This is a genomic window from Streptomyces sp. NPDC047002 (genome assembly GCF_040704505.1).
Lineage (GTDB): Bacteria > Actinomycetota > Actinomycetes > Streptomycetales > Streptomycetaceae > Streptomyces.
On sequence record NZ_JBEYWC010000017.1, the window covers coordinates 49778 to 70735 of the forward strand.

At 71.6% G+C, this 20958-nt stretch carries 18 protein-coding genes; 8 read left to right on the forward strand and 10 right to left on the reverse strand.

Features of this window, described 5'->3' with window-relative positions; all coding sequences use genetic code 11:
- The first annotated feature begins 6 nt into the window (after positions 1-6).
- Positions 7-756 carry a TetR/AcrR family transcriptional regulator C-terminal domain-containing protein gene (locus AB0910_RS17620; RefSeq protein WP_366745503.1) on the forward strand — a complete coding sequence of 250 codons (750 nt, stop codon included), beginning with the start codon at positions 7-9 and terminating at the stop codon, positions 754-756.
- A gap of 13 nt (positions 757-769) precedes the next feature.
- Here AB0910_RS17620 and AB0910_RS17625 read toward each other — a convergent pair whose 3' ends face one another.
- Positions 770-1342 carry an ATP-binding protein gene (locus AB0910_RS17625; protein ID WP_366745504.1) on the reverse strand — a complete coding sequence of 191 codons (573 nt, stop codon included), beginning with the start codon at positions 1340-1342 and terminating at the stop codon, positions 770-772.
- Positions 1339-1653, reverse strand: a complete 315-nt coding sequence (locus tag AB0910_RS17630; protein ID WP_366745505.1) for a recombinase family protein — start codon at positions 1651-1653, stop codon at positions 1339-1341. Before AB0910_RS17630 ends, AB0910_RS17625 begins: the two co-directional genes overlap by 4 nt.
- 140 nt (positions 1654-1793) lie before the next feature.
- Between AB0910_RS17630 and AB0910_RS17635 the strand changes: the two genes are divergently transcribed.
- Genes AB0910_RS17635 through AB0910_RS17645 form a run of 3 tightly spaced genes read left to right on the forward strand, consistent with a single transcriptional unit; the run spans position 1794 to position 3087 of the window.
- Positions 1794-2696 carry a helix-turn-helix transcriptional regulator gene (locus AB0910_RS17635; protein WP_366745506.1) on the forward strand — a complete coding sequence of 301 codons (903 nt, stop codon included), beginning with the start codon at positions 1794-1796 and terminating at the stop codon, positions 2694-2696.
- 2 nt (positions 2697-2698) lie between these two features.
- Positions 2699-2902, forward strand: a complete 204-nt coding sequence (locus AB0910_RS17640) for a DUF397 domain-containing protein (RefSeq protein WP_366745507.1) — start codon at positions 2699-2701, stop codon at positions 2900-2902.
- Positions 2899-3087 (forward strand): DUF397 domain-containing protein, encoded by a 189-nt coding sequence (locus AB0910_RS17645; protein ID WP_366745508.1) that lies wholly within the window; start codon positions 2899-2901, stop codon positions 3085-3087. The genes AB0910_RS17640 and AB0910_RS17645 overlap by 4 nt, the downstream gene beginning before the upstream one ends.
- A 58-nt stretch (positions 3088-3145) precedes the next feature.
- Here the strand turns inward: AB0910_RS17645 and AB0910_RS17650 are convergent, their stop codons facing one another.
- Positions 3146-3433, reverse strand: coding sequence for a hypothetical protein (locus tag AB0910_RS17650; protein ID WP_366745509.1), 288 nt, complete (start codon positions 3431-3433; stop codon positions 3146-3148).
- 414 nt (positions 3434-3847) lie between these two features.
- Here AB0910_RS17650 and AB0910_RS17655 point away from each other — a divergent pair, with 414 nt between their 5' ends.
- Both AB0910_RS17655 and AB0910_RS17660 read left to right on the forward strand, forming a co-directional pair.
- Positions 3848-5299, forward strand: coding sequence for an MFS transporter (locus AB0910_RS17655; RefSeq protein WP_366745510.1), 1452 nt, complete (start codon positions 3848-3850; stop codon positions 5297-5299).
- A gap of 46 nt (positions 5300-5345) precedes the next feature.
- A complete protein-coding gene (locus AB0910_RS17660) occupies positions 5346-5852 on the forward strand; it encodes a MarR family winged helix-turn-helix transcriptional regulator (RefSeq protein WP_366745511.1) in 507 nt (168 codons plus the stop codon).
- A gap of 157 nt (positions 5853-6009) precedes the next feature.
- Here AB0910_RS17660 and crcB (AB0910_RS17665) read toward each other — a convergent pair whose 3' ends face one another.
- From crcB (AB0910_RS17665) to AB0910_RS17680, 4 genes are all read right to left on the reverse strand, one after another.
- Entirely contained in the window at positions 6010-6378 is a 369-nt protein-coding gene (crcB, locus tag AB0910_RS17665; RefSeq protein ID WP_366745563.1) for a fluoride efflux transporter CrcB, read from the reverse strand.
- The gene (locus AB0910_RS17670) at positions 6378-6728 is read right to left on the reverse strand and encodes a DUF190 domain-containing protein (RefSeq protein WP_366745512.1); all 351 of its coding nucleotides are present in this window, start codon (positions 6726-6728) and stop codon (positions 6378-6380) included. Before AB0910_RS17670 ends, crcB (AB0910_RS17665) begins: the two co-directional genes overlap by 1 nt.
- Entirely contained in the window at positions 6725-7219 is a 495-nt protein-coding gene (gene crcB / locus AB0910_RS17675) for a fluoride efflux transporter CrcB (protein WP_366745513.1), read from the reverse strand. Before crcB (AB0910_RS17675) ends, AB0910_RS17670 begins: the two co-directional genes overlap by 4 nt.
- Positions 7220-7473: 254 nt before the next feature.
- Positions 7474-8400: a LysR family transcriptional regulator gene (locus AB0910_RS17680; protein ID WP_366745514.1), complete on the reverse strand. Its 927-nt coding sequence runs from the start codon at positions 8398-8400 to the stop codon at positions 7474-7476.
- A 70-nt stretch (positions 8401-8470) separates the two neighbouring features.
- Here AB0910_RS17680 and AB0910_RS17685 point away from each other — a divergent pair, with 70 nt between their 5' ends.
- Together AB0910_RS17685 and AB0910_RS17690 are read left to right on the forward strand one after the other, a co-directional pair.
- Positions 8471-9631, forward strand: coding sequence for a TDT family transporter (locus AB0910_RS17685; RefSeq protein WP_366745515.1), 1161 nt, complete (start codon positions 8471-8473; stop codon positions 9629-9631).
- Positions 9632-9682: 51 nt separating this feature from the next.
- Complete coding sequence (locus tag AB0910_RS17690; RefSeq protein ID WP_366745516.1) at positions 9683-10411, forward strand: uracil-DNA glycosylase; 729 nt, start codon at positions 9683-9685, stop codon at positions 10409-10411.
- A 51-nt stretch (positions 10412-10462) separates the two neighbouring features.
- Here AB0910_RS17690 and htpG read toward each other — a convergent pair whose 3' ends face one another.
- The 3 genes from htpG to AB0910_RS17705 form a co-directional block, all read right to left on the reverse strand.
- The gene (gene htpG, locus AB0910_RS17695) at positions 10463-12292 is read right to left on the reverse strand and encodes a molecular chaperone HtpG (RefSeq protein ID WP_366745517.1); all 1830 of its coding nucleotides are present in this window, start codon (positions 12290-12292) and stop codon (positions 10463-10465) included.
- A gap of 1124 nt (positions 12293-13416) precedes the next feature.
- A complete protein-coding gene (locus AB0910_RS17700; protein ID WP_366745518.1) occupies positions 13417-13737 on the reverse strand; it encodes a hypothetical protein in 321 nt (106 codons plus the stop codon).
- A gap of 140 nt (positions 13738-13877) precedes the next feature.
- A complete protein-coding gene (locus tag AB0910_RS17705; protein WP_366745519.1) occupies positions 13878-20717 on the reverse strand; it encodes an RHS repeat-associated core domain-containing protein in 6840 nt (2279 codons plus the stop codon).
- Positions 20718-20958: the final 241 nt, after the last annotated feature.

Genomic DNA, 20958 nt, shown 5'->3' on the forward strand with positions numbered 1-20958 from the left:
GGCCGCATGGCACCGCGGAAGAACACCGGCAGTACGGGTACGGGACGGCGCGCCGACGCGCTCTCCCGTGAGCGCATCGTCGAGGCGGCCGTCGAGCTGCTCGACACGGCGGGCGAGGGCGGGCTGACCTTCCGGGTGCTGACCGAGCGCCTCGCCACCGGCGCGGGGGCGATCTACTGGCACGTGGCGAACAAGGGCGAGCTGCTCGCCGCCGCCACCGAGGCCGTGGTCGCCGCCGCCCTCGCGGGCGCCCCCGCCCGCCCCCAGCGCACGCCGCGTGACGCCGTGCGCGCGGTGGCGCTCGGCCTGTTCGACGCGCTCGACGCGCATCCGTGGCTCGGCCCGCAGCTCGCCACCCAGATGCCGAGGGACCCGGCGCGGTCGGTGACCCCGCTGCTCTACGAGGCCGTCGGCCGCCAGGTGCGCGCGCTGGGCGTCCCCGAGGCCGCCTGGTTCACCGGGACGTCGGCGCTGGTGCACTACATCCTGGGCGCGGCGGGCCAGAACGCCGCGAACGGCCGCGCGGCCCGCGCCCATGTCGGCACGGACCGCGGCGCGTTCCTCGACTCCGTCTCGACGGCGTGGGAGGCGCTCGACCCGGGCGAGTACCCCTTCGTGCGCGCCGTCGCGAACCAGCTGCGCGACCACGACGACACGGAGCAGTTCCTCGCCGGGGTCGATCTGATCCTCGCCGGCATCACGGCCCTGCACGCCCCGGACACCCCGCACAGTCCGGACGCCCCGGCGGCCGGCTGACGCGCGGCGGGCCTCAGTCCGCGGCTGCCAGGCGTACGAGCCCGGTCAGCACGCGGGTCAGGACGGCGGCGTCCACGCGGTGGCGCACCGCCGCGAGCAGGGCGGGCGCGCCGGCGCCCGCGGGGCGCGAGGGCAGCGGCGGAAGCGTGGGCAAGGGCCGCGGTGCGGGGGGCAGTTCGGCCCACACGACCTTGCCTGGCGACCCGGCGCCGTCGCGGACGCCCCAGCTGCGGCTGAGCGCCTCCACGAGGAAGAGGCCGCGGCCGCTCTCCGCGTCCTCGCTCTGGTCGGGCACGCCGGGCCTGCCGCCCGCCGCGTCCCGCACCTCCACCAGCAGCCCCGCGTCCCGCAGGGCGAGCCGCACGCCGACCTCGCGGTCCGCGCGCGCCGCCTGGCGCGCCGCGTGGGTGACGGCGTTGGCCACCAGCTCGGAGACGATCAGCTCGGCGTCGTCGCGGTGCGCCGGCAGGTCCCAGGCCGTCAGCGTGTGCCGGGTGAACTCCCGCGCCATGGAGGCCGCCTCGGGGATCGCGGGCAGGCAGACCCCGGCCGCGTAGGACACCGTGCGGGCGAAGGGCTCGGTCACCTGGGGCCTCCCGTGCTGTGGATCTCGGCACCCGTGGTGCACAGGAGGTGGTCGACGACCTGGGCCTGGAGCACGAGGTGGGCGCCGAGGTGCAGGAAGCTCGGTACGAGCACATGGCGCCCGCCCGACTCCCGTAACGCGCCCACCAGTTCGTCCAGCGCGGTGAAGGCGCCCTCGGTGTCCTCCTCGTGCACCCCGGCCAGCCGCCACCCGCGTGCCGCGGCCCAGTGCCGCATGCGGTCCTGTTCCGCCTCGATCTCCTCGTCCCCGGCGTCGTGGGTCCGCATGTAGCCGTGGGCGGTTTCTGGCATGGCTGTCTCCTCGGACGGGGGTGGACGCTGCGTGTCGACGCCGTCGCGTACCGCAGTGATGGGTACAGCATGCAGAGTCGTCGGTGAGTAGTGTCAAGTCAACACTTCCTGGATAAGTGCTATTACTTGCGAGCATGGTGATGGCGCGTCACACTGAGGCTCCCGCGAGCTTCGAGGAGGCCCCCGCCATGCCGCTCAACCAGAACCCGACGATCCGCCAGCGCCGACTCGCGCGTCGGCTGCGCGAGTTGCGGATCGGCGCGGGGCTGACGCACGCGGACGCCTCGGTGGTGCTCGACGCGGACAAGTCCAAGGTGGGCCGCATCGAGAACGCCCAGTCCGGCGTCCGCCTCCCCGACCTGCGCGCCCTGCTCGACCTCTACGGCGTCACCGACCCCGCCGAGCGCGCCGAGATCGAGAAGCTGAACCGCGAGTCGAAGCAGAAGGGCTGGTGGTCGCGGTTCGCCGTCGACGGCTCGTACGCCACGTACGTCGCCGTCGAACACGACGCGAGCACGCTGTACAACGTGGAGACCCACCTCGTCCCCGGGCTGTTGCAGACCCCGGAGTACACGCGGGCGCTCATCGAGCTCCAGGTCCCGAACGCCACCGAGGAGCATGTCGCGACACAGGTCGCGGTGCGCGGCGAGCGCCGTCAGCTCCTCACCAAGGAGGACCCGCTCCAGCTGTGGGTGATCGTCTCCGAGAGCGTCCTGCGCCACCGGGTCGGCACGGCCGCGGTCATGAAGGAGCAGCTGGAGTCGCTGCTCGTGGACAGCCGCCGCTCCAACGTCCAGCTCCAGGTGCTGCCGAGCGACGACCCGATGAACGCCTGCCTCTACGGCCCGTTCGTCGTGATGAGCTTCCCCGCCGCGGCCGAAACCGACATCGCCTATAGCGACCTGCCCACGGGGACGCTGTACTACGAGGAGGCGGCCGAGGTGGAGGAGTACACCAAGCTCTTCCGGCGCCTCAACATGGCCGCTGCTAACGTCAGGGCATCGCGGGCGTTGATCTCGGACGCCGCACGGGAGATGGGTTAGATATGAAGCGGTACACCGAGCCGGTGCCGGCGACCGGGCTGGCCTGGGTGAAGTCGTCGTACTCCGGCAACAACAACAACTGCGTGGAGGTCGCCGTGCTGCCGCGCGGTGGGCGTGCGGTGCGTGACAGCAAGGACCCGCAGGGTCCCGCGCTGGCCTTCGCGCCGGGCGCCTTCGACGCGTTCATCGGAGCGGTCGTCCGGTGAACGATCCGATCGCCGAGTCGGCCTGGGTGAAGTCGTCGTACTCCGGCACCAATAACAACTGCGTGGAGGTCGCCGTGCTGCCGCGCGGTGGGCGTGCGGTGCGTGACAGCAAGGACCCGCAGGGTCCCGCGCTGGCCTTCGCGCCGGGCGCCTTCGACGCGTTCATCGGAGCGGTCGTGCGCTGAGCGGCATGCGGCGGCGCCCCGTCCCCCGCCGGCGCGGGGGCGGGGCGCCTTCGTGCGCTCAGCGGCGCCCGGCGAGCGCCTGCTCCGGCACGTCGTGGACGTACGTGTTGGGGTGCTTGCCGGTGAAGCGGCCGGCCGGCGGGCCCGTCGCGGTGACCGGGGCGTCCACGCCGGTGTGGCCGCCGGTCGTCCAGTCGACGTAGAACTCCTTGTCGCTGCCGCGGATCGTGAACGGCCCGTCCTCCTGGGGGAGATCGCCGGGCCCCGTGCCCGACTCGTCGGTGTCGTCGGCCTCTTCGACGGCCAGGCCGCCCGTCTCGTGGTCGGCCGTGACGACGAGCCTCATTCGAGAAGAGGCCGAGCAGCTTGCCGCCGTTCCTCGCCTTCGCGAGCTGACTGCCGTCGGTGACGTACTGGTATCCGGCCTTCTTCGCCCGCTCGACGAGATGGCCCTCGGTGCTGCTTCGCATGGTCCGCGCCGTTGGCGAAGAACGCGGCTGGGGAACGCGTCGGTGACCTGCGCGGTCGTGACGAGTCCTGTCGCCAGGCCCGCGGCCTTCGCCTGCTGCCCGAGGGTGGGCGGCCTGGTGCCATCCGGTGTCGACGCGGATCGCGCCGTTGTGCGTCCTCGGAGAGGCATGGGGTGCCTCCGGTGAACGGCGTGTGACGTCTCCGCGCGGGCGGTGCGCCCCGTGCCCGGTGGCCACCAGAAGATCCGACGCCCTCCGAATATTTCGGTGTCCGTTGTAATCTGGACGGCATGACCGCCCGTACGCCGATCCGCCCGCGCGCACCGCGCCTGCCCGCCCTGCTCACCACCGAGCGCGCGCGCCCCGACGGCGTCAGGTCACGGCCGAACGCCTGGTGGCTCGCGGTGCTCACGGTCTGCTTCGGCGCCTTCATGGGGCAGCTCGACGCGAGCATCGTCACGCTGACCTACGGCAGCCTGCGCACCGGATTCCACGCCTCGCTCGCCGCCGTCGAGTGGGTGTCCCTCGCGTATCTGCTGGCGCTCGTCGCCCTGCTCGTACCGGCCGGGCGGCTCGCCGACGCGCACGGCCGCAAGCTGCTCTACCTGTACGGCTTCGCGGTGTTCACGGCCGCGTCCGTCGCCTGCGGGCTCGCCCCCTCGCTCGGCGCGCTCGTCGCCTTCCGCGTCGTCCAGGCGGCGGGCGCCGCGATGATGCAGGCCAACAGCGTCGCGCTGGTCACCACGAGCGCGCCGCGCGAGCGGATGCGCGCCGCGCTCGGCGTGCAGGCCGCGGCGCAGGCCCTCGGCCTCGCGCTCGGACCCACCGTCGGCGGCGCGCTCGTCTCCGCGCTCGACTGGCGCTGGGTGTTCTGGGTCAATGTGCCGGTCGGGCTGATCGCCCTGGTCAGCGGCCACTACCTGCTGCCGCGCACCCGCGCGCGCAGCCGGGCAGCCCGCTTCGACTGGCCGGGCCTCGCCCTGCTGGCCGCGGCCACGACCGGCGCGCTGCTCGGCGTCTCCGCCGCCTCGGGCCTGCCCGTGCCCGGCTGGGGCGTCGCCGCGCTGTTCGCCCTCGCGGCCCTTGCGGGCTGGGGCTTCGTACGGCGGCAGCGGCGGGCCGCGGCCGCGCTGCTCGACCTGGCGCTGCTGCGGGTGCGCGCGGTGGCGTACGGGCTGGTCGGCGCGCTCAGCGGCTACCTCGTCCTGTTCGGGCCGCTGGTGCTCGTGCCGGTGCTGCTGACCGCGCGCGGCACGTCCGAGCTGACGGCGGGGCTCGTGCTCACCGCGCTGCCCGCCGGGTTCGCGCTCGCCGCGACCGGCGGCGACCGGCTGCTGCCGCGCTCCCTCACGGACCGCGGCCGGTGCCTGGCGGGCGCCGCGCTGTGCGCGGTCGCCGTCGCCGCGCTGCTCGTCGTGCCGCTCACCGTCGGATGGCTGGTGCCCGTGCTCGCCGTCGTCGGCCTCGGCCTCGGCACCTTCACCCCGGCCAACAACACCATGATCATGGGTGCGATCCCGGCCGGCTCTTCGGGCACGGGGGGCGGCCTCGTCAACATGACGCGGGGCCTCGGCACCGCGCTCGGCGTTGCCCTCGTCACCCTCGCCCTGCACGCGGCGGGCGGCGGGGTGCAGGCGGGCGCGCGCTGGGCGGCCGCCGTCCTGACCGCTGCCGCGACGGCCGCGATCGCCTCGGCTGCGGCCGTGGGGCGCGGGCGGCCCCGGAGCGGTTCCGCGGGGTGAGCACGGGCCCCGCGTGTCCACGGGGTGAGGCCCTAACCTTGCCCCCATGCCCGCCAAGTCCCGCCCCGAGGCGTCGCAGCCCGCGCCCGTGACCGACGCGCCCGACGCCCGCCTGCTCACCGAGGCCGTGACCCGGCTGCGGCGCGCGCTGCGGGCGTCGATCCGTACGGACTACCCGTGGGAGACCCTGCCGATGGCGCAGGTCGAGCTCTTGCAGGTGCTCGGAGAGCACTCGCCGGTACGCATCAGCGACCTCGCCACCCGCCAGCGCCTCGCGCCCAGCACCGTCAGCGGGCTGGTCGGCCAGATGATCACCGCGGGCCTCGTCAGCCGCGAGGTCGATCCCGCCGACCGCAGGGCCTCCGTCGTCGCCCTCACCGCGGCGGGCGCCGACCAGCTCGCCGCGTGGACCGCCGCGCACGAGCGCCGCATGGACGCGGCGCTCGCCGCGCTCGGCGACGCGGAGCGCCGGGCCGTCGCGGGCGCGCTGCCCGCACTCTTCCAGCTGGCGGAACACCTGGGCGGCCCTGCGGCGGACGAGCCGGGGGAGTGAGGCCGCGGCGTCCGTCGGGGCCACGGCGGGCGGGTCGTCGCCCGCACGCACGGCCGGTGGACCGGTACGGCCACCTGCCGGAGCCCCCGGGCCCGTCACGCCACCGCCGGGCCCGCGACCCGCACGCCCTGCGGCAGCGGCGGCAGCCCGCGGCGCCTCAGAAGGACTCGGCGAGCGCGACCCCGATGAAGACCGAGCCGAGCCCGGCCACGACGGAGGCGACGACATTGGCCGCGGCGAAGAACCGCGCACCGCTCTCGAACAGCCGCAGCGTCTCGAAGGAGAACGTCGAGTACGTGGTGAGCGCCCCGCACAGGCCCGTGCCGAGCAGCAGTTGGAGGTAATGGCCGGTGGCGCCCGACATGGCGGCGCCGGCCAGGACGCCGAGGACGAACGAGCCGACGACGTTCACGCTGAACGTCCCCCACGGGAACATCGTGTCGTGCCTCGCCTGCACCGAGCGGTCCGTGAGGTAGCGCAGGGGCGCGCCGACCGCGCCGCCGACGACCACGAGCAGCAGGTCGATCACCGCTCGTCCCCTCCGGCGCCGTCGAACGTGACCACCTGGACGGGCTCCAGCGTGATCAGCCCCTCGACGTCCAGCTCCTCAAGCTGCGGCAGGAACGCCCGGACCCGCTCCTCGGTGTCGACGATCACCACCGCGACGGGCAGGTCGTCGGCCATCGAGAGCAGCCGCGTGGTGTGCACCACCTGGCGCCCCCCGAAGCCCTCCATGCCGTGGAAGATCGAGGCGCCCGTCAGGCCGGCCCGGTGGGCGCGGTGCACGATCTCGCTGCACATGGGCTTGTGGTGCCAGGTGTCGGTGTCGTCGACCAGGACGGTCAGGCGCACCGCGGGGTGGGTACGTGCGGTCATGATGCACTCCGATCGGCCAGCAGCCTGCGGGTGGTCCACGCGCCCGCGAAGACGGCGGCCAGCGCCGCCGCGAGAGTCGCCGCGAGGTAGGCGAGCGCGGTCGCCGCGTGCCCGCCGTCGACCAGGCGCTCGATGTCCACGCAGTACGTGGAGAAGGTGGTGAACCCGCCGAGCACCCCCGTGCCGAAGAACGGGCGCAGCAGCGGGTGGGCGGTGAAGATCTCGGTGACGGCGACGAGGAACGCCCCGATCACCAGGCAGCCGATGACGTTGATCAGGAAGGTCGTCCACGGGAAGGTGCCCTCGGGCGTCGGCCAGATCAGCCCCGCCTCGTACCGGGCGACCGAGCCGAGCACACCGCCTGCGGCGACCACCCCGAGCACCCCGTAGTGCGAGCGCCGCAGCTCCCGCCGCTGGCGGACGTCCCCCATGTCGACATCGGGGTCTATCGGCTCCGGCACGACGACCGGCCGGGACTCCTCGGAACGCATACGTCTCCCTACGCGTGGTTCTCCCGGCCGTACGTCACGGACGGGACGGATCACGAGCAGGGACCGTTGGCGGCAGCGGATGCCGCGGTTCGGATACGGCGGGCCCCACCGCCGCGCCCCGGCCGGGAAGGCCGTGGCTCCTGCTCACGATACAGGCCACCGGGAACCCGGGCGCGGGGTGCCGACTGCCCCGGCCGCGGTGGCCCGCGCGGGACGCCGGCCGCCCGGGCCGGGGTGGGCGCGGGGCGCCGGTGTCAGCCGCCCGGGCCGTGGGCCGCCGCGCGGGCGACCGCCACCAGGTCGGCGGCCGCGCCGACGAGCTGGGTGCCGGCGCGGTGCACGACGCGCAGCGTGCGGGTCAGGTCGAGGCCGGTGACCCGGACCGCGGCCAGCGTGCCGGCGCGCAGCTCGGAGGAGACGGCGAGGCTGCTGAGGACGCCGGGCGCGACCGCCTCGGCGACGGCGGTCCTGATGGCGGTCGTGGAGGAGAGTTCGAGCAGCGGCGGCGCGAGCGGGGTCCCGGTGTGCGCCCGCAGCGCCTGTTCGAGGAACTGCCGTGTGCCCGAGCCGTGTTCGCGGCTCACCAGCGGTGTCGCAGCGAGCTCCGCCGGGGTGATGCCGGACCTGCGGCGCGCCCAGGGGTGCCCGGGGTGGACGATCACCGTCAGCTCGTCGCGGCCCACGGCCGACGCGCTCAGGCCGCGGGGCAGCGTCGGGCCCTCGACGAAGCCGACGCCGACCCGGTCGCCGAGCACGGCGGCGGCCACGTCGTCGGAGTTGCCCGTGGTCAGCGCGACGGTGGTGCCGGGCACCCGCTCGTGGAAGCGGACCAGCCAGTGCGGCAGCAGGTACTCGGCGACGGTCAGGCTCGCCGCGACCGCGAGCCTGCGCTCCGCGGTGTGGTGCAGGGACGCGATGCCGGCCTCCAGGGCGCCCGCCGCTTCGAGCGCGGTCCTCGCCCAGTCGGCGACGAGAGCGCCCTGCTCGGTGAGGCGTGAGCCGCGCGGGGTGCGGGTGAGGAGGGGGAGGCCGAGCCTGCGCTCCAGGTGGCGGACGCGGGCGCTCGCGGACGGCTGGCTGATCCCGTGGTGCCGGGCCGCCGCGCCCACGCTGCCCAGCCGCGCCACGGAGAGCAGCAGGTCGAAGGGGCCGAGGTCGGCGACTCTGCTCGGAAGGGGCATAGGGCGAGCCTATGGGCTGATGCCGGAACGGTGCCTACCGGCGCACGCCGGGCGCGCCGACGCTTGAGGCATGACATCGCTCGCCTCACCTCCCCGGCACGTCCGCGCCGCGGGCCGCAGGCTGCCCGCGGGGCTCCTGCGCGACCTCGACCGCCCGGCGGACCTCTTCCGCCACCTCGGCCCCAACTGGTTCGCCTCCGTGATGGGCACGGGCATCGTCGCGACCGCCGCGGCCACCCTGCCCGTGCGCTTCCCCGGGCTGCGCACGGGCGGCACGGTCGTGTGGGCCCTCGCCGCGCTGCTGCTCGTCGCGCTGACGGCGGCCTGGGCCGTGCACTGGGCACGCCACCGCGACACGGCGCGCGCCTGGGCCCGCCACCCGGTGATGGGGCACTTCTGGGGCGCCCCCGCGATGGCGCTGATGACCGTGGGCGCCGGGACCCTCGCCCTCGGGCAGGACTGGATCGGCGCGTACACGGCACTGCGGGTGGACGCGGTGCTGTGGACCGCGGGCACGCTGCTCGGCCTCGTCACGTCCGTGTGGATCCCGTACCGCGCGATGACCGGCCACGTGGTGGGGGAGGACGCGGCGTTCGGCGGCTGGCTGATGCCGGTGGTGCCGCCGATGGTCTCGGCGGCGACAGGCGCCGCGCTCGTACGGTACGTCCCCGCAGGGCAGGAGCGGCTCACGCTGCTGCTCGCCTGCTACGCGATGTTCGGCATCAGCCTCTTCGCGAGCCTCGTGATCATCACCCAGATCTGGCAGCGCCTGCTGCGCCACAAGATCGGCCCCGCCGCCATGGTCCCCACCCTGTGGATCGTGCTCGGCCCGCTGGGCCAGTCCGTGACCGCGGCCAACCTCCTCGGCAGCGCGGCCCACTTCGCACTGCCCCGCCCGTACGCGACCGGCGCCGAGGTCTTCGGCGCACTGTACGGGCTGCCCGTCTGGGGCTTCGCGATGATGTGGCTCGCGCTCGCCGCGTGCATCACCGTGCGCACCGCGCGCGAGCACCTGCCGTTCTCGCTCACCTGGTGGAGCTTCACCTTCCCCGTGGGCACCTGCGTGACCGGCACGGGCGCGCTCGCCGCACGCCTTGACTCCACCCTCTTCACCGCCGCGGCCGTGGCCCTCTACGCCCTGCTGCTCGGCGCCTGGCTCACCGTCGCCGCGCGCACGGCCCGCGCGAGCGCCCGCGGCGCGATCTTCCTGCCGCCGCCCGCGACGCCCTGACCCCGGCGCCGTCCCCGCCCGGCCATCCCCTACCGCCCGAGGGAGCCCCCCGTGCCCGCCACACCGCAGCCCGCCACACCGCAGCCCGCCACACCGCAATACGACGACGCCACGGCCCTGCGACGCGTCGAGCGCGACGTGGTCGCCTGCGCGCGCTGCCCCCGGCTGGTGGCCTCGCGGCGCGAGGCGGCCCTGCACCCGCCGCCGCGCTTCGCGGGCGAGGAGTACTGGGCGCGGCCCGTGCCCGGCTTCGGCGACCCCGAGGCCCGCCTCTACGTCCTCGGCCTCGCCACCTCCGCGCACGGCGGCAACAGGACGGGGCGCGCCTTCACCGGCAACCCGACCGCGGACTGGCTCGGCGCCGCCCTGCACCGCGCGGGCTTCGCAAACCGGCCGGTCTCGGCGCACCGCGGCGACGGCTACCGCCTCGACGGCGCCTGGCTCGCGTCCGCCGTGCGCTGCCCGCCGCCGGGCAACCGCCCCACCGCAGCGGAGCGCGACGCCTGCCTGCCCTACTTCGACGCCGAACTCCGCGCCCTGCCCACGGTGTCGGTCGTCCTCACCCTGGGCGCCTTCGCCTGGGACGCGGCCTGCCGCCAGGCCGGCGCGCACCCGCGCCCCGCCTTCGCCCACGGCGCGTGCTTCACCCGCCCCGACGGCCGCGTCCAACTGGCCTCGTACCACCCCAGCCGCCAGAACACCGCCACCGGCCGCCTGACCCGCCCGATGCTCGACCACATCCTCAGCCGGGCCCGCACCCTGACCGCGCCGCCGCCGTGACCGCGCCGCCGCCCTGGCCGCCGCGCCGTCGTGACCGTGCCGTGCGGCCCGTCACACCGTCCTGGCGAGCCGGTCCGCCAGCAGCTTGGCGAAGCGGGCCGGATCCGCGAGGCCCCCGCCCTCGGCCAGCAGGGCGGTGCCGTACAGCAGTTCGGCGGTCTCGGCCAGTTCCGGGGCGTCGGCCTGCCGCTCGTGCGCCGCGCGCAGCCCGCCGACGAGCGGGTGCTCCGGGTTGAGTTCGAGGATCCGCTTGACCTCGGGGACCTCCTGGCCCATCGCCCGGTACATCCGCTCCAGCGCCGGGGTCAGCCCCTCGGAGTCGCTCACCAGACAGGCGGGCGAACTGGTCAGCCTGGTGGTCAGCCGGACGTCCTTGACGTCGTCCAGCGTCTCGTTGAGCCAGGCGAGCAGCGGGGCGTACGCGCCCGTACGCTCCTCGGAGACCTCGTCGTCGGCCGACAGGTCCACGGCGCCCCGTGCGACGGACCGCAGCGCGTGGCCGTCGTACTCGCGCACGGACTCGGTCCAGATCTCGTCGACCGGGTCGGTGAGCAGCAGCACCTCGTACCCCTTGGCGCGGAAGGTCTCCAGGTGCGGGGAGTTCTCGATCTGGGCGCGGCTCTCGCCTGCCATGAAGTAGATCGTGTCCTGGCCGTCCTTCATGCGGCTCACGTAGTCGGCCAGGGTGGTGGGCTCCTCGCCCGCGGTGGAGGTGAACGAGGCGATGTCGAGGATCGCCTTGTGGTCCTCGGCGCCGCCGAGCAGACCCTCCTTGACCGCCGCGCCGAACTCGCGCCAGAAGGTGCGGTACTTCTCGGCGTCGTCCCGCATCAGGTCCTTGACGGTCGACAGGACCTTCTTGGCCAGCCGGCGGCGGATCATGCGGATGTGCCGGTCCTGCTGGAGCATCTCGCGGGAGATGTTCAGCGACAGGTCGGCGGCGTCCACGACGCCCTTCACGAAGCGCAGGTGCGAGGGGAGCAGTTCGCGGGTGTCGTCCATGATGAACACCCGCTTGACGTACAGCTGGATGCCGTGGCGTGCGTCGCGCTGGAAGAGGTCGTGCGGGGCGCGGGAGGGGATGAACAGCAGCGCCTCGTACTCGAAGGTGCCCTCCGCCCGCATCTGCACGATTTCGAGCGGGTCCGACCAGTCGTGGCTGATGTGCCGGTAGAACTCGTGGTACTCCTCGTCCTTCACCTCCGAACGCGGCCTGGCCCACAGGGCCTTCATCGAGTTCAGGGTCTCGTCGCCGAGCCGGATGGGGAACGAGATGAAGTCCGAGTACCGCTTGACGATCTCCCGGATCTTCCACTCGTCGGCGTAGTCGTGGAGCGCGTCCTCCTCGTCGGCCGGACGCAGGTGGACGGTGACCTCGGTGCCCTCGGGCGCGTCCGCCACCGACTCGATGACGTAGGTGCCGCCGCCGTCCGACTCCCAGCGCGTGCCGCCCTCCTCGCCGGCCTTGCGGGTGAGGAGGGTGACGCGGTCGGCGACCATGAAGACGGAGTAGAAGCCGACGCCGAACTGGCCGATCAGCTCGGCGGACTCCTTGTTCTCCTTCAGCCTGCGCAGGGTCTCGGCGGTGCCGGACCTCGCGATGGTGCCGATGAGGCCGACCACGTCCTCCCGCGACATGCCGATGCCGTTGTCCCGCACGGTCAGGGTGCGGGCCTCCTTGTCGGCCTCGACGCGGATGTGCGGGTCGTCGGCCCGCAGGCGGTCGTCCTGGAGCCCGGCGAGGCGCCGCTTGTCCAGGGCGTCCGAGGCGTTGGAGAGCAGCTCGCGCAGGAAGATGTCCTTGTTCGAGTAGATCGAGTGGACCATCAGCTGCAGGAGTTGCCGCGCCTCAGCCTGGAACTCCAGCGTCTCGGTGCTCATTTCATCCCTTCCGGCCGCATGGACGTGTGCCCACCGATGCGGTCAAGAATGTGGCACACCAGCCAAGACTCGCACAACACCACCACGCCACCGCCCCCCACGCCCACCCCGGCTCCGTCGACTCCAGGACTCGCCAAGAATCCGTTCTACCCGCTTTCTCCAGCAAAATCTGTACCTTTGATGGAAAATCTGGATCGTTCACGATTGTCGAACGGATGGCCGATCCGTGGATCCCCGTAAACCGCATCCTGACACGGTCGTTCGGGTCGCGCAGTACGAGCCAGCCGGACGGGTGAGGAAGTGATTTTTTGAAGAGTTCATCAGGAAGGGGTATGGAAGGAGTTGACTTCTATACCTCGCATTCGACGGGGCCATCTACACTGGCCTGAACGGCGAAGATCAGTGAATTTCCTTCCCGGTGTCAGTTGCTCGTTGCCGGATCCCAGTCGCTGACGTCATCTTCGCTTGTCGCATCTCGCAGGATCAGGCATCCGTGCTCGATTCTCGTCGGGAATGCAACCACAGGGCTATTTGCTAGCATTCCTTCGTGCTCTTTCCCTGCAAAAGTTGCGAGACGACCGCGACGACGGCAATGGCCCGCCGTGTCCGAAGCCCTCGTTCGCTGACGTTGCGGTCAACTACTGCCTTCACCCCATGCAGAGCCCTGTCAGGACCGCGTAGCCCCTTTCAAGAGGAAGGCTGGAGAACCGTGATGTCGCCCCTCGGGTTCGGATTCAGGGTCATCACACATTCAGAGGTTGTCTCACGTGGTGAGTTTCGTGAGTTTCTTGTAGCAGGTCAGGGTGGTGGCCATGGCGAGGAAGTGGGGGCCTTTTCGCCCACACCGACGCGGCGTCCACGATCGCCGAGCTCCAGTCGATCTCGCCCCGGGCGAAACCCCGAACATCTCCGGCAGATACCGCCAGGCACACCCGCTGGTCACACATACGCCACCGCCGCGAACACTGCATGCTCGTCCAGCGGTGCGGGGACGGGAGTTGAACACCGGCAACAACGGGGCGACCAGTTCCCGCAGCTCCTCAGGGGCCAGCCGCTGCGACAGATCGACACCCACGAAGAGACATCATGCCGCAGCCCGCGTCATCACCACGTGAGACGACCTCTTAACCGGCGAGAACAATTCTTTTGACCTCTGGAAGACGGCGAGGCGGCTCATCTCCGTACCATGCATATTCGAGGCCGGACAGCAAACCTGACTGGGTCCAGAGGATGATCTCGCCGACGAGTGCGCCGGACTCGTCGACCACCGTAGCCTCCACCGGTGCCACTCCCGACGATACGGGAGACGCGGGGGCATCACCGGAAACCCGCAGGTCAACACTGACGGACCCGGTCCCCCAGCGCCCCACCACTTGTGCATCATCGATTTGCAGTCGAAGCTCTTGGGCGCCAGGGAAGTCGGCTGACAGCAGGCGTTCCACCACGGCCCGTTCCTCAACGCTAAGCGGCCGAGGATCACAGGAAATTGACATAGCTCGAAATCTCGGATCGTCCCAAAAATGCGTCGTATACTTTCGATTTGTTTGTCAGTGGTGTTGCCTTCTCTGTGATCTCCACTCGCGCATTACGGATTAGTGAATTTTTCGGGAATGAAGGCTGTTCCGATCCTCGGAACTCCATCGACGACCGCACCTCTGATTGTCACGCCCTCGCCGTCAATTGTGCGACCGACTTCAAATTTCCCGGATTCTGGCAGATCGTCGGCGTCGCCGAGGCTGTTCACAATGCGTCGCATTGCTTGCTCGCGGCCGCCAGTACGCTGAACGAGGCCAGAAAAACCGTGTTTCTCGGGGTCGATTACGTGTTCCAGCTTTGCGGGAGTATTTGCCGACTTGAAACTCTGATCCAGAATTTCCGGACCGCAGCTGACGTTGTGGACCAGTACCGCAGTCGTGCCAGCGAGTACATAGTACGTATGGACCGTGTCGACGGTGAGGTCGTACGTGGTCTCGTGGTGGTGGTAGTTGCGGACGTGGAGGACCTTCGCGGTGGTGCCGTTCTCCTGGTGGAGTGCGGTGCCAGGGGCCAGGTCGTGCGCGTCGGTCCAGCGGTGGTGGGTGGCGTCCCAGAAGGGGTGGTGCCAGGTGGTCGTGAGCTTGGCCGGCTTGTGGTCGGGGCCGAGGACCGTGACATCGGTGAAGTCCTCGTCGGTCCTGGTGACGATGAGGCGGTCGACCTTCTCGGCGGCCGTGACCCCCGTCTGCGGGTCGGTCGCCTGTACCGTGTCGCCCTTCTTCAGCTTGCTGATCGGCTTCGTCGTGCCGTCCGCGAGCCGGACCGGGGTGGCCGCGGCGAAACTGTGGACCGCGCAGCCGGCGGCCTCCGCGTACGCCTTGTCGGCGGTTCTGACGGCCTCTTCCGCGTCCTTGACGGCGTCCTCGGCCTTTTCGAAGTCGCGCCAGACCTTGTACGCCTTGTAGCCGACCTTGATCGCCTTGAACGCCTTGCCCCACGGCACCGCGTTGAGGGCCGTGTTGATGCAGCCCCAGACGTCGCCCTTGGTGAAGCAGTTGATCGCGTCGTTGATGCCGATGAGGTCGCCGACGAGGTTGAGCAGCTTGTGGGTGAAGCCCTCTTTCTCCTTGTTGGCCGCGGCGAGTGCGGCGTGCGCCGTCGACTTGGCGCGGGCGACCGCGGCCGCCTCCGCCGCCTGGCTCTGCTGGCGTGCGGTGGAGTGGGAGACGGAGGAGCCGCTCGACGAGGCCCTGCCGGAGGTCGTACTGCCCGAGTGGTTGGCCGCGGAGTGGTCCTGGTTCCACCGCTTGCCGTCGGAGCAGGAGCCGCTGTTGTAGCAGACGGTCGGGTTCGGGCCGCCGGGGTCGACGGGCCCGGTCTTGATGATGCGGCCCGAGCCGTCGCCGTACGGGACGCCGACGCCGCAGATGTCGGCCGGGCAGGTGCCGTCCGGGTCGCTGAGTGTCGTGGGGTTGTTGTCCGAGTAGGCGTAGGCGTTCCAGGACTCGGCGTCGTCCGGGACCATCAGGGGGTCCGGCGAAAGGAAGCGCCCCGTCGAGGGGTCGTATTCGCGTGCGCCGAGGTTGGTGAGGCCGGTGTTGTCGTCCTGCCGGCCGTCCACGTAGCCCCGGGTGCCGGCCCAGCCGGCTGCCGCGGTGCGGACCTCGCCGAACGGCTTGTACTGGCGCCGGGTGACCGCCTGGGTCTTCGAGTCGATCTCCAGGTCCCCGGTGCCCTGCCGGTCGGGTATGACGAAGGCGGTCTTGGTGTCGGAGGAGTGCACGGCGACCGTCTGACCGGCGAGGCTGATGTAGCGGACGGCGGAGGGGGCGGTCTTGCCCTTCGCGAGCGTCACCTCCTCGTCGCCCGTGTAGAGCACGGTGTCCTCGGGACCGCGGCGCAGCAGCAGGTTGCCGTCCGCGTCGTACACGTACGCGGTCTTGCCCGCGGTCCCGGTGGTGGACAGGTCGGCGAGCCGGTCCTGGCTGTCGTAGGTGAAAGTGTCGGTGCCGGACCTGGTGGTGCGGGTCGCGACGTTCCCGGCCTTGTCGTAGGTGTAGCTGCTGGTGGTGTCCTTGGCCGGGTCGGCGGGGACGGTGGTGCTCGCGGTGGCCAGGCCGTGGGCGGGCCCCTGGCCCGCCGGGTTGTCGGCGTACGCGGTGGTGGCGTCGTCGCCGGTGGTGCCCGCGGTGTCGTGGTCGACCTGGGTGGCCCGCTCGCCGGTCTTGTCGTAGGTCCACGACTGCCAGTAGGCGGCGGGGCCCCCGACCGTGGCGGAGGAGCCGGTCCGTGGCGTGGCGGCGCAGCTGTCGGTGGCCGTCCAGGCGCCGGAGAGCCGCTGGTCCCAGTCGTACGTGAAGCACTGGGTGTCGGTGAGGCCGCCGCCCAACTGGTCGGTCACCTTCGTGACGTTGCCGCTCGGCTGGTAGGAGTACGCGGTCTTGTCGCTGATCTGGGCGCCGGAGGCCGTCACGGTCAGGGAGCTCGCCAGCCGGCGCGTCTGCTGGTCGTACTGGAGCGTCTGCTGGGCGAAGTTGCCGGAGGGGCCGAACGTGAACTGCTGCGGTTCGTCGAACTCGGTCCAGGCCAGGCTGTCGACGTAGTCGGCGCCGTTGACGCCGCCGTCGACGCCCGTCGGGTGGCCGTACTTGTCGTAGTCGTAGATCAGCGTCTCCTGCGGCAGGGCGCCCACCGCGGAGTCGGTGACGGAGTGCACGGTCCCGGAGACGTTGTAGGACGTGGACTGCAGGTAGGTGCCGGCGAGCGCGCCGTTGTCCGTGGTGGCGGGCACGACGAGCTGGCTGGCCTGGGGCCACCCGTGCGAGTCGTAGCCGAGGACCTTGGAGACGTAGGGCGCGCCGTCGGAGAAGCTGGTCGAGGAGGTCGGCAGCCCCTTCTTGAGCGTGTCGTAGGCCCATGCGGCGAGCTGGTTGCCGGTGGCCGGCGCGGCTCCACCGGTGGTGTCGTACGACGCCGTCTTGCGGCCCAGTTCGTCGTAGGTGTAGCTGACGGTCCTGCCGCGGGCGTCCGTGGCCGAGAGGAGCAGGCCCGCGTTGTCGTACCGGGACGTGGAATGCCCGGTGTCGGGGTCGTCCTGGGCGACGGCCCGGCCGAGCAGGTCGTACGTGGTCGACCAGGTGCGGCCCGCCGCGTCGGTCTGCCCGGTCTGCCGGCCGGCGGCGTCGTACGCGTAGGTGACGGTGTCGGCCGTGCCCGAAGGCTTGGTGCCGTGGTAGCTCAGCTTCCTGACCGTGTTGCCGCGCGCGTCGGTGAAGGTGGTGGTGGGGGTGGCGCCGGGGGCAGGGGTGACGTCGGTGCGGTCGGAGCCCGGGTAGGCGGTGGTGGAGCGCCAGGTCTCACTGCCGAGGCTGTACGCGACGGACGCCGTGGCGCGGCCCGCGCCGTCGTAGAGGGTGGCGGTCTGCGACGGGACCTGGCTGTCGGCCGCCTCGACGAGGGCGGCCGAGGGCGCGCCGGTCGTGTAGTAGGGGTCGGACGTCTTGACGGTCCAGCCGTGGGAGTCGTAGACGGTGTCGCTGATGGTGCGGCCGCCGTCCGCGGTGGCCGTCTGGGTCTCCCGCTCCCGCAGCATCGCGTCGTAGAGCGTGGTGGAGGTGCGGTAGACGCCGGTGTCGGTGAGCGTCTGGGTGGTGACGCTCGAAGGCGCGGTGTCCGACAGGTCGTAGCTGTACTTGGTGTTCGGGTTCCCGCTGGTGCTGTAGCCCGGCTCCCACACGGCGGTGAGGCGGCCCAGGGGGTCGTACGTGCTGGAGGTGGCGTAGCCGGCCGGATCCGTGGTCTTCAGGGCGAGACCGCGGGCCGGGTCGTACGTCGTGGTGGTGGTGAACGCGGCGCTCTGCCCGGTGACCTTGGGCTGGGTGGTGGTGATCGAGGTGGGGGCGGCGCCGGTCGCCGGGGTGTAGGCGGTCGTGGTGGTGTGGTCGTCGGCGTCGGTCTCCGTCAGGGGCCGGCCATACGTGTCGTAGGTGGTCCTGGTGGCGGTGATGTGGTGGATGGTGCCGTCGGCGTCGGCGCTGTCGGCCTTCTGCACCATGGTCACGTCGCCCTGGGTGGGCGGTGCCGTGTTGTCCGTGGCGCCGTCGAAGAAGGACAGGTCGTCGCTGACGAGGTCCTTCGGGTAGGACGGGGTCGCGGAGCAACTGGTCGCGAGCGTCAGGATCTCGCGGGGCACGGGCAGCCAGGCGCCGGACGTGTCCCGCGCGTACGTGGTCTTCGTGCACTGGTCGTCCGCGGTGGAGGTGGTGTCCCCGCGGTCGTCGACGGCGGTCGGCAGGCCGGACGCGGCATCGAAGGTGTAGTCGGTCTCTGTCGTCTGCGGAGTGCCGTCGGCCTCGGTCGTGGTGGTGCGGGTGCGGGCGGTGTTCGTCTCACGTGCGGTGAGCGGCGCGAGACCCGCCGCGGTGCGCGTCTGGGTGGCGGTGACCGGCCCCGTCCAGGGGTCGTCGACGGTGTCCGAGAGGACCGCGCCGCCGTCGCCGTCGAAAGAGAGGGTCTCGAAGGTCTGGCCGGCGAGCCAGTCGGAGTCCTTCACGGTGTCGTCGCCCGCGCGGTCGTTGAGGCTGACGGACCGGGTGCCGTCTGAGGTCTTGTCGCCGTCCATGCCGCGGAAGTACGTCGTGCGCGCGAGGGTCGCCTTCTCCGGCGAGGTACCGGTGCGCACCTCCACCTGGCCGTAGCCGCGCCACTCGTTCCAGGTGCGGTACTTGGCCACGGTGAGGGCGTCGTCGCCGTAGTGCCAGGCGGGTGAGCCGAGATAGGTGTAGCTGGTCTGGACGGGCAGTCCGTTCCCGGTCGGGTCCTGCTCGGTGACGGAGTGGACGAGGAACTTGTTGAACCAGTCCAGCTGCGGGTCGACCTGGCCCGGTGGCGTCCAGTACGCGGGGTAGCACAGCATGCTGTTGCTGTCCGGCGCGGAGGGCAGCGTGGTGGTGCCGGCCCGGTGGCACTGGGGCGCGGTGTAGTTGACGCTGATCACTTCGCCCGACTCGGTGGTGACGGTGGTGAGTCGGTAGCGGGTGAGGGGCTGGTAGCCGTCGAGTCCGTCGACCCGGTTGGCGAGCGCCTGCCCGTCGAAGGTGACGGGGTGGAGGGAGGCGCTGCCGCCGTCCTTGCCGGTGCGGGTGATGGAGGAGAGCCACAGGGCAGGGGTGGTGGTGTCCCCGGTGGCCGGGAAGGTCTGCTTCAGGGCCCAGGAGTCGACGTCCTGGTAGGCGGAGCCGACAAGGGTCTGGGTGCGGATGCCGGTGAGTCGTTTGGTGGTCCAGAACGACGGTCCGTGGTTGGCGCAGGTGCCGGTGGAGGCGCAGGTCTGGTCGAGCGGGGTGTCGGGCCAGTGCGACGCGTTGGCGCTGGTGCGCTTGTCGGTGGCGCAGTCGAACGAGGAGGTGGACAGGCAGCGTTCCGCGGTGTCGAAGAGAACCTGGGCCGCGGCGGGAGACGCCGTGTCGTAGACCTTGCCGGCCCGCTGCCCGTAGGCGATCTTGCTCAGGTAGCCGGAGCGGGTGTACGCGGTGGGCGTGGTGGAGTTGTCCGGGCCGTAGTAGCCGGTCTCCGGTGTGTACCAGTAACTCAGCGCGTTGCCGTGCGAGTCGACGGCGTAGTCGAGGTTCCAGCGGTATGCCTGCTGGCACTTCGAGGCGGCGAAGGTGGCGGCGTGGCAGGGCTCGTCGGCGTCGTTGCCGTAGACCGGCGCGGTCCACACGGAGTTGGTGGTGTCCTTGCCGCTGGTCCAGCCGGGCAGGCGGTTGAGGCCGAAGTAGTAGGTGGTGCCGTCCGCGGCGGTGACGACGAAGTACTCGTTGTCGTTGTCGCCGTTGACGGTGTCGGTACGGACCTCGATCTTCTCGCCGCTGTCGCTCTGCGGGTGCCACGTGCCGGTCGCGCCGTCCCGCACGAGGGTGTTGGAGGAGCCGTTGAGGGAGAGCGTCAGGGTGTCGTTGGGCGACCAGCACTCGTCGCCCGTCTTCGGGCTGCCGCCCGCCGTGTCGTCGGCGCAGGAGGCGTAGGCGCGCTCCACATAGCCGGGGGAGTAGTCCCAGCCGTCGCCTATCCAGGACGCCTGCCCGTTCGTGGACGAGGTACGGCCGTCCACCGCCTGAGAGTTGTAGTCGAGGGAGACGGAGGGGGCGAGGCCGCCCGGCACGTCGGGCACGGCGATCGGGTACGACCACGAGAAGCCGCCTGAGGAGCCGCCGGCGTTCCACTGCCCGGACGGGGAGAGCGAGGTGGCGGCGAAGCTCCCGCCGCCGCCCGCGGGAGCCGCGACGGCCGCGAGGACGAGCGGGCGGCCGCTGGAGGCTGCGGGCAGGGTGACGTCGGCGCTGAGCTCCTCCGCCGTGGTGTCGTTGTGCGACACGACCGGTGTCTGGCGGCGGCAGTCGCTCTTGTCCGGGGTCGTGAGGGAGCAGGCGGGGAGCGCGACCAGGTGGAGGCGCTGGGCCCAGTCGCCTCCGTAGGCGTCACGGAAGGAGGCGTAGGAGAGGCTGACGCGCACCGTGCCGGTGGCGGCGGGACCGGTGCGGCGCAGCTGGGCGACGACACCGTGCAGCCCGAGTCTGCCGACCGTGCTCCGGCTGCTGATCTCGGCCCGTACACGGGGGACGGCGAACGCGGTCGGCGAGGGTGAGGCGCCGGGCGTCTTCGCCGCCTTCGGGGCGGCAGCCGCCAGGCCGCGTACGGACAGGGGAAGTCCGCCGATCCGGGTGGACGAGGCGGACACGACCGCGTCGCCCGAACCTGCCTTCGGCCAGGCTGTTTTCGCCGACGCGGCGCTCCACGCCCTCATAGCGGGCCGCTTGACCGTGCGACCGGCGACCTGGTGGACCGGGACCGGGTGCTCCTTCCTCAACGCGACCCGGTGGTCGACCGGCCCGGTGCTGTCGGCCCAGGCCGAGCTGCCGGTGACCGCGGTCTGCGCGAGGAGCGCCATGACGGCCACGAAAGCGCACCACACATAGGCCAGGAACGGGAGTCGGGAAAATCGGAATCTATTCGGTCCGTATATTGGCCGACGGTTCACCGAATTCTCCCAAGTCCGTAGTGAAGGCGGGATGACGGTATCAGTCACAGGATCTACACAAGAGCAAGGGAAAGGTCAAGCGATCACCTGTAGTTGGCAAAGTTGACCTTCGATTGGCCGGGAGGATGCGGGATGGAACGGTCTTAAAGTG